At 75.6% G+C, this 7,118-nt stretch carries 7 protein-coding genes; 4 read left to right on the top strand and 3 right to left on the bottom strand.

Annotated elements, in window-relative coordinates; genetic code table 11:
• Together HMPREF3099_RS05065 and HMPREF3099_RS05060 are read right to left on the bottom strand one after the other, a co-directional pair.
• On the bottom strand, window positions 1-1,854 hold a 1,854-nt coding region (locus tag HMPREF3099_RS05065), incomplete at its 3' end, for a methylmalonyl-CoA mutase family protein (RefSeq protein WP_070704835.1).
• 98 nt (window positions 1,855-1,952) lie between these two features.
• Window positions 1,953-2,645 (bottom strand): GntR family transcriptional regulator, encoded by a 693-nt coding sequence (locus HMPREF3099_RS05060; RefSeq protein WP_168168441.1) that lies wholly within the window; start codon window positions 2,643-2,645, stop codon window positions 1,953-1,955.
• A gap of 164 nt (window positions 2,646-2,809) precedes the next feature.
• Between HMPREF3099_RS05060 and HMPREF3099_RS05055 the strand changes: the two genes are divergently transcribed.
• The 4 genes from HMPREF3099_RS05055 (at window position 2,810) to HMPREF3099_RS13700 (ending at window position 6,426) form a co-directional block, all read left to right on the top strand.
• The gene (locus tag HMPREF3099_RS05055) at window positions 2,810-4,099 is read left to right on the top strand and encodes an NRAMP family divalent metal transporter (RefSeq protein ID WP_070704832.1); all 1,290 of its coding nucleotides are present in this window, start codon (window positions 2,810-2,812) and stop codon (window positions 4,097-4,099) included.
• Window positions 4,100-4,172: 73 nt separating this feature from the next.
• Window positions 4,173-4,955, top strand: a complete 783-nt coding sequence (locus HMPREF3099_RS05050) for a LamB/YcsF family protein (RefSeq protein ID WP_070704829.1) — start codon at window positions 4,173-4,175, stop codon at window positions 4,953-4,955.
• A complete protein-coding gene (locus HMPREF3099_RS13705; RefSeq protein ID WP_070704825.1) occupies window positions 4,955-5,593 on the top strand; it encodes a 5-oxoprolinase subunit B family protein in 639 nt (212 codons plus the stop codon). The genes HMPREF3099_RS05050 and HMPREF3099_RS13705 overlap by 1 nt, the downstream gene beginning before the upstream one ends.
• Window positions 5,590-6,426, top strand: coding sequence for a 5-oxoprolinase subunit C family protein (locus HMPREF3099_RS13700; RefSeq protein WP_070704822.1), 837 nt, complete (start codon window positions 5,590-5,592; stop codon window positions 6,424-6,426). Before HMPREF3099_RS13705 ends, HMPREF3099_RS13700 begins: the two co-directional genes overlap by 4 nt.
• Before the next feature lie 21 nt (window positions 6,427-6,447).
• On the opposite strand, the gene HMPREF3099_RS05035 is transcribed toward HMPREF3099_RS13700, so the two are convergent.
• On the bottom strand, window positions 6,448-7,053 hold the full coding sequence (locus tag HMPREF3099_RS05035; RefSeq protein ID WP_070704819.1) for a hypothetical protein: 606 nt from the start codon (window positions 7,051-7,053) through the stop codon (window positions 6,448-6,450).
• Window positions 7,054-7,118 lie beyond the last annotated feature (65 nt).

The raw sequence follows: 7,118 nt of genomic DNA, 5'->3' as shown, positions 1-7,118 counted from the left end.
CACGACGGCCACCGGCGGCACGCGCTGCTCGAAGGCGGCGTGCAGCGCGTCGGCCACGGCCGCGTCCAGGTCGTCGGCGGCGGGGTCCACCTCCACGGCCACCGGCACGATGCCGGCCACGCCGAGCACGTTGGCGGCGAAGGTCTCGCGCGGACCGAAGTCCTTGCGGGCCCCCACGCACACCAGCGCCACGGTGGGCCGCTCGGCCTCCAGGGCGGTGGCCGCGGTGCGGTCGCGGAGCATCTCGAAGGGCAGCGAGTCCCAGCTGCGCGGCAGGGCCAACTCGGCGGCGGCCTCCTGGCCGGTGGCGGCGTCGGTGCCCGTGGGGGCCACCGCCTCGGCGCGGGGAGTGCGCTGCAGCGGCACCTCGCCGGCCAGTGGGAACATCGAGACGCCGGTGAGGCCCAGCTCGCGGGTGGCCAGCCGGTCCAGACGCATCTGGTCCACGGCCACCACGTTCCTGCGCAGCAGGGCGCGCATACCGGCATCGGCCAGGCCGCCCCCGGACTCCAGGCCCTGGACGTACCTCCAGGCCAGGTCCACGTAGTGGTCGGTGAGCGACTCCACGAACCACGCGCCACCGGCCGGGTCGGTCACCGCACCCACGTGGGCCTCGGCGGCCAACAGGGTCTGGGTGTTGCGGGCCACGCGGCGGCTGTGCGCGTCGGGCAGGCCGGCGGCGGTGTCGTAGGGCAGCACGGTGATCGCCTCGGCCCCGCCGGCGGCGGCGGCGAAGCACGCGATGGTGCCGCGCAGGATGTTCACGCTCGGGTCGTCGCGCGTGATGATGCGGCGGCCGGTGACGGCGTGCTGGCGGGCGGCGGCCACGGCCGGGTCGCGGTGCCAGTCGGCCCCCTCGGCGGTGGCCACCTGCTCGGCCACGTGCGCCCACAGCCGACGCAGGGCGCGCAGGCGGGCGATGGTCTGGAACTGCTGCTGGGTGGCCGAGACGCGGAACTCGACGAGCCGGAAGGCGTCCCGGGCCGCGATGCCGGCGCCCACCAGCAGGCGCACGGTGGCGATGCCGGTGGCCACCGCGGCGGCGAGCTCCTGCACGTTGGAGGCGCCCGCCTCGTGCCACGGCAGCGTGTCCACGGTGACCGCCCGCATCGGGGCCAGGTCGCGCCCCTCGGCGAGGTCGAGGGCGGCGCGCACCACGGCGAGGGAGTCCTCGTCCAGCGTCACCGGGCCCTCGTGCCCCTCCACCGCGGCGTGGCCCACCGGGTCGAGACCGAAGGAGCCCTGTGCCGAGGCCTCGGGGGCCTGGGTGAGCACCTCGCGGCCGGCGAGGAGGTCGGCGAGCGCCCGCGCCCCGGCGATGGAGGCGTGGCGGTCGGGGGCGGCCAGCGAGACCGGCGCGAGGTCGGTGAGCACCGGCTCCAGCGCGGTGGCCAGCTGCTCGGGCGCGATGCCGGTGCGCCCCACCACGAGGTGCACCGAGCTCACGCCGTGCTCGAGATCGGCCGCCACCTGCTCGGCAGTGCGGGCGGCGTCGGGGTCGTCGAAGGCCTGGCGCACGTCCCACGGCAGCTCGGCCGGTCGCACGGACCCGCCCCGGGTGAAGGGGAACTCGCCCGGCGCCTCCAGCGGCACCGACGGGGAGCTCGCGCCGGTGTAGAGCGGCTCCACGCGGTAGTCGTCCAGGGTGCGGGTGCGCAGCGAGTCGACCGCGTCCTCGACGCTCAACTGGCGCCCCTCGCCGCGCGGCTTGTTGACGACGGCGGCGGCGCTGGCCTCCCAGGACTCCACGGAGCGGGCGTCGAAGCCCTCCATGAGGTCGATGTGGGCCTCCCCCACGTCCGCGGGGGGCGCCTCGGGCGTCGCCTCGGTGGCGGCGGCGGACGGCTCGTTCATGGCACCTCTCTTCACCAGGGGACGGGCACAGGATAGTGACCTGCGCCACGCCCGCTGCACGCGGTGCCGCGGACCGGCGACCGGGCCCCCCGTGGCGGTCAGCCCAGGCCCTCGAGGAGCTCGGCCTCGGCGGCCAGCAGGTAGGAGCGCATGTCCCCGGCCGCCTGCTCCCAGGCGCCGTCGCGCATCGTCTCGGCCAGGCTCCGGTTGGTCTCCACGAAGTGGGCGTGGAGCGCACCAGGCAGGTCGAGGGAGCGGAAGGCCAGGCGGGCGTGCGCCAGGAGGGGGGCCGCGGCCGCATCGAGCACCGCCGAGCCACCCAGGCGCACCACGGCGGCGTGGAAGTCCATGTTGAGGTCGCCCACCAAGCGCCACTCCTGGCGCTCCGCGGCGTGGAGGGCACGGGCGGTCACGTCGAGCACCTCGGCCGCGACGCCGGGCCCGCTGAGGGCATGGGTACGGGCCTGCTCGTGCAGCACGCCGCACTCCAGGATGCGGCGGGCGGTGTAGAGGCGGCGCACGTCCTCGGCGGTGGGGGCGGCCACGAACACGCCACGGTTGGGCTCGTGGCGCACCAGGCCGTCGCCGGCCAGCTCGCGGAAGCCCTCGCGCAGGGTGTTGCGGGAGACCCCCAGCCGGCCGGCCATGTCCAGCTCCCGGAGATGCTCGCCGGGCCCGATCTCGCCGGCCGTGATCATGGCGCGCACCGCGGCGGCCACCCTCCGGCGGGCGGGCACGGAGGCGTCGGACCTGGCGAGGGACGCTCGGGGGCTCAGGGATTGCGCGGTCATCGCCTGCATTCTGCCCTCCTGGGACGGGGACCGCCTCCGGGCCCCGCGGGAGGACGGACGAGCCACGACGGGGGCGCACCATCGGTCAAGGGAGCGTCACGGTTGGGTCACGATCGCCCCGGACCACCTGCACGCATTGTTCAACAATGCCTACGCTACGGCCCATGAACACCCTCGACCCCCAGTCCTCCGGCGGCGCCACGCTCGCCGACGAGGGCACCGGTGGCACCACGGACGCACCCGTCCGCGACCGCAAGGCCACCCGCACCGCACTGCTCGGCGCCATGTTCCTCATGGCCACCAGCGCCATCGGCCCCGGGTTCATCACCCAGACCGGCCAGTTCACCGTCAAGCTCGGCGCCGCGTTCGCCTTCGCGGTGCTCGTGTCGATCCTCATCGACATCGCCCTGCAGCTCAACGTGTGGCGCGTCATCGGCATCAGCGGCCGCCGCGCCCAGGAGCTGGCCAACGAGGTCCTGCCCGGTCTGGGCTGGGTGCTCAGCGCCCTCATCTTCATCGGCGGCCTGGCGTTCAACGTCGGCAACGTCGGCGGCTCGGGGTCCGGCCTCAACATCCTGCTCGGTGTGAGCCCCGCGGTGGGTGCGGCGATCTCCTCGCTGCTGGCCGTGGGCATCTTCCTGAGTGCCTGGGCCGGTGCCGCCATGGACCGCGTCGTGGTCTTCCTCGGCGCGCTGATGATCGCCCTCACGGCCTACGTGATGTTCGTGTCCAAGCCCCCGGTGGGCGAGGCCCTGCAGAACACGGTGGCCCCGAGCACGATCGACGCCACCGTCATCACCACGCTGGTCGGAGGCACCATCGGCGGCTACATCATCTACGCCGGCGCGCACCGCCTGGTGGACTCCGGCAACACCGGCATCAAGGCCGTCCAGGACATCAGCCGCAGCTCCCTGCTGGGCATCCTGGTCACGGGCCTGCTGCGCGGCCTGCTCTTCCTCGCCATCCTCGGCGTGGTGGCCGCCGGCCACGACCTGAGCCAGTCCGCCTCGGTGGCCGGCGACGCCTTCACCATCGCGGCCGGCGACGTGGGCCGACGCCTCTTCGGCCTGGTGTTCTGGGCCGCCGCCATCAGCTCGGTGGTGGGCTGCTCGTACACCACGGTGTCCTTCCTCACCTCCTCCAGCGGGACCTCCACCCGGGTCCGCAACGGCGTCACCATCGCGTTCATCGTGGTGTGCACCGCCATCTTCCTGGGCCTGGGCGCCGCCCCGGCCACCCTGCTGGTGCTGGCCGGCACGCTCAACGGCGTGCTCATCCCGCTGGGCATCGCCGTCATGCTCTGGGTGGCCTGGTTCCGCCGCGACCTGCTGCACGGGTACGTGTACCCCAAGTGGCTGCTGGTCATCGGCTCCGTCGCCTGGCTGGTCACGGTCTGGCTGGCCTACGTGACCGTGAAGGCCAAGTGGCCGGAGCTCGTCGCCCTGTTCAGCTGACACACCCCGCACCATCCCCCGGGCCGGGGCGTCCACACCGACGCCCCGGCCCCACCCACGAGGAGGAGTCCCCATGACCGCCACCATCGACCTCAACGCCGACCTCGGAGAGGGCCTGGGCGCCTGGACCATGGGCGACGACGCGGCCCTCCTGGGCGTCGTGAGCAGCGCCAACGTGGCCACCGGCTTCCACGCCGGTGACCCCACCATCATGCGACGCACCTGTGCCGCGGCCGCCGAGCGCGGCGTGAGCGTGGGCGCCCACGTGGCCTACCGCGACCTGCACGGCTTCGGCCGCCGCGCCCTGGCCGTGGACCCCGAGGACCTCACCGCCGACGTGCTCTACCAGGTCTCCGCCCTGGAGGGCATCGCCCGCGCCGCCGGCACGCAGGTGGCCTACTGCAAGCCGCACGGCGCGCTGTACAACACCATCGCCAAGGACCCCGCGCAGGCCGCCGCCACCGCCGAGGCGCTGGCCGCCTTCCGCCCCGGCCTGACCGTGCTGGGGCTGCCCGGCACCCCCTGGCAGGAGGCCGCCGAGGCCGCCGGGCTGCGCTTCGTGGCCGAGGCCTTCGCCGACCGCGCCTACACCCCGGCCGGCCAGCTCGTCCCCCGCTCCCAGCCCGGGTCGGTGCTGCACGACGTGGACGAGATCACCGCCCGCTGCGTGGCCATGGCCCGTGGCGAGGCCGTCACCGACGTCGAGGGCGGCCAGCTGGTGCTCACCCCCGGGTCCATCTGCGTGCACGGCGACACCCCCGGCGCGGTGGAGATCGCCCGCGCGGTGCGCGCCGCCCTGGAGCAGGCCGGCGTGACCCTCGCCCCCTTCGCAGCCACCCCGGGTCGGGAGGGCTGATGCGCCTCCTCGACTCCGGCACCCGCGCCCTGCTGCTCGACCTCGACGGGCTCGACGACGCCCGCACCTGGCACACCGCACTCACCCGCGCCGTCGGGGCCGGGGAGCTCACCGGCGTGGCCGACGTCGTGCCCGCCGCGAGCACCGTGCTCGTGGTGGCCGCCACCCCCGCCGACGTGCCCGGCCTCCGCGCCGGCATCGAGCAGCTGGCCGAGCGCGGTGTGGACGCCGCGGCCACGGCCGCCGACGACGCCCCGGTGGTGACCGTCCCCGTGGTCTACGACGGCGAGGACCTCGCCGAGGCCGCCGCCGCGCTGGGCATCGAGCCCGCCGAGCTGGTGCGCCGCCACACCTCCGAGGAGTGGACCGTGGCCTTCGCCGGGTTCGCCCCCGGGTTCGGCTACTGCGTGGGCCGCGAGTTCGCCTGGGACACCCCCCGCCGCTCCGAGCCCCGCACCCGCGTGCCCGCCGGGTCGGTGGCCCTGGCCGGGGAGTTCACCGCCGTCTACCCGCAGGACTCCCCCGGTGGCTGGCAGCTCATCGGCCGCACCGACGCCGTCCTGTTCGACCCCGACGCCACCCCGCCCGCCCCGATGCGGGCCGGCGTCCGCATCCGCTTCGAGGAGGTCACCCGATGAGCCTGCGCGTCATCACCCCCGGCCCCCTGACCACCGTGCAGGACCTCGGCCGCCCGGGCCGCTCCGACATCGGCGTGGGCCCCTCGGGCGCGGCCGACCGCGCCGCGGCCGCCCTGGCCAACCGCCTGGTGGGCAACGGCCCCGGCGCGGCGGTGCTGGAGACCACCTTCGGCGGGCTCGAGCTCGAGACCACCACCGACGTCGTGGTGGCCGTCACCGGCGCCCCCTGCCCCGGCGCCCCGATGTCGTCGACCACCCGGCTGCGCGCCGGCCAGCGGCTCACGCTGGGCACCCCGGCGACGGGGCTGCGCACCTACGTGGCCGTGCGCGGCGGCATCGACGTGGAGCCGGTGCTCGGCTCGCGGAGCACCGACCTGCTGGCCCGGCTGGGCCCCGACCCGCTGGCCGAGGGCGACGAGCTGCCGGTGGGCGACGACCAGGACCCCGAGCTGTACGGCGTGGACTGCGCCCCCGCCCCCACCCCCACCGGCGACGTGGTGTGCCTGCCGCTGGTGCGTGGACCGCGCGACGACTGGTTCGGCGACGCCGGGTGGGCCGACCTCACCGGCCGCACGTGGACCGCCTCGAGCAACAGCAACCGCGTGGGCCTGCGCCTGGAGGGCGAGCCGCTGCGACGGGAGCGCGAGGGCGAGCTGGCCAGCGAGGGCATGACCCGCGGCGCCGTGCAGGTGCCGCCCAGCGGCGAGCCCGTGGTCTTCCTGGCCGACCACCCCATCACCGGTGGGTACCCCGTCATCGGGTACGTGTGCGACGAGGCGCTCGACCTGGCCGCGCAGGTGCGCCCCGGGCAGGGCGTGCGCTTCCTCGGCTGAGGCCGGGCGCCGTGAGGGGTGTCAGCGGGCGTCGGCGCGCAACTGCGCGGACACCTGCTCCACGGCCGGCTCCCAGGCCTGGCCGGTGAGACGGGCGAGCTGGCGCACCATCATCGCGAAGTAGGCGTGGAGCCGGCCGAAGGCGACCCCGAAGCCCAGCTCCCGCCCCAGCTCAGCCAGGCGCTCCTGGCCGGCCCTCCCGCCCAGCGCGGCACCCAGCAGGGCCAGCGACTCGGCCTGGTGACCGGCGCGCTCGCGCTCCTGCTCGTCGGTGGAGTCCAGCATCCGGCGGGTCAGCTCACCGAAGGTGTCCTGGATGGCACCGCCCACCACGAGCTGGTCGGGGGTGGTGCCCAGCGCGCGGCCCAGGGCGACCGGGTCCGGCAGCCAGCCGCGCTGCTCGTCGGTGAGGGACTCCCCACGGTCCACCAGCTCGCGGGCCACGCGGATCTGCGCGGCGTGCGCGGCCATGGCCGTCAGGAAGAGCACCGCCGGCTGGCCGAGGCGGTCCCCCAGGGCCAGCACCTGCTCGTGGGAGAGGCTCGGGTCGCCCAGCACGTGCACCACGTCCTGCAGCAGCTCGGCGGTGGTGGCGCGCTCGGTGGCGTCGGGGGTCTGCTCGGTCATGGGTGGCTCCGATGGGGGCTGGCGCGGCGTCCGCCGCGGACCGGGCGGCGTGCCCGGCGCGGGCG

Origin of the sequence: Kytococcus sp. HMSC28H12, from assembly GCF_001816045.1 — a bacterium.
GTDB classification, from domain to species: Bacteria; Actinomycetota; Actinomycetes; order Actinomycetales; family Dermatophilaceae; genus Kytococcus; species Kytococcus schroeteri.
Note: the sequence above shows the minus strand (reverse complement) of the source record. Positions and strands in the feature narration are given on the sequence as shown.